This is a genomic window from Undibacterium hunanense, from assembly GCF_014284335.1.
Classification (GTDB): domain Bacteria; phylum Pseudomonadota; class Gammaproteobacteria; order Burkholderiales; family Burkholderiaceae_D; genus Undibacterium; species Undibacterium hunanense.
In genome coordinates this window covers 1-513 of sequence record NZ_JACOGF010000046.1, presented here as the reverse complement: position 1 = coordinate 513, position 513 = coordinate 1, and the positions used below count along the sequence as shown (strand labels likewise).

Here is a 513-nt window from a genome sequence, read left to right as displayed (position 1 = left end):
GGCGCCTGTGGTCAGGGTGACGTTGAAACGTGGATCCGTATTCAAACCTTCAGCGATGGTCAGGGCAACGGTGTCACTTGTACCTGTGTCAACAGCCAGACGGGCATTGACGATGTTTTGGGTGATGGCGTTGGAACCTGTGTCACTGTGTTGGATAGTGATGTTGGTGGCCTGGGCTGCTGTCAGTCTGTTCAGGTTGAACGTGGAGGTACCAGCAACCGGTGCGGAGTCAGCTGGGGCTGCTACGAAGGTGTTGGAGACGTTGCGCACCAGTACGCCTGTGACGTCTGGCAGTTTGCTGAAGTCGACTGAGGAAGTAGCATTGTTCAACAGAACCTGGACTGCTTCTACTTTGGTGACGATGGAGGAGCCTGTTGCACCGGCTGTGATGTTACCGCCATTGACGATGATGAGGGTATCTGTACCGTCGCCGCCTGTGATGCTGTCGCCTGTTTCGAGTGTGTCAGCCAGGATGAAGGTGTCGTTGCCTTTGCCGCCGATGACGGAGACGTC

Annotated in this window: 1 protein-coding gene; it reads right to left on the bottom strand. The window is 55.8% G+C overall.

All coding sequences use genetic code 11. From position 1 onward, the window contains the following. The coding region (locus tag H8L32_RS27245) for a hypothetical protein (RefSeq protein ID WP_222619525.1) at positions 1-513 on the bottom strand (513 nt) is incomplete at both ends.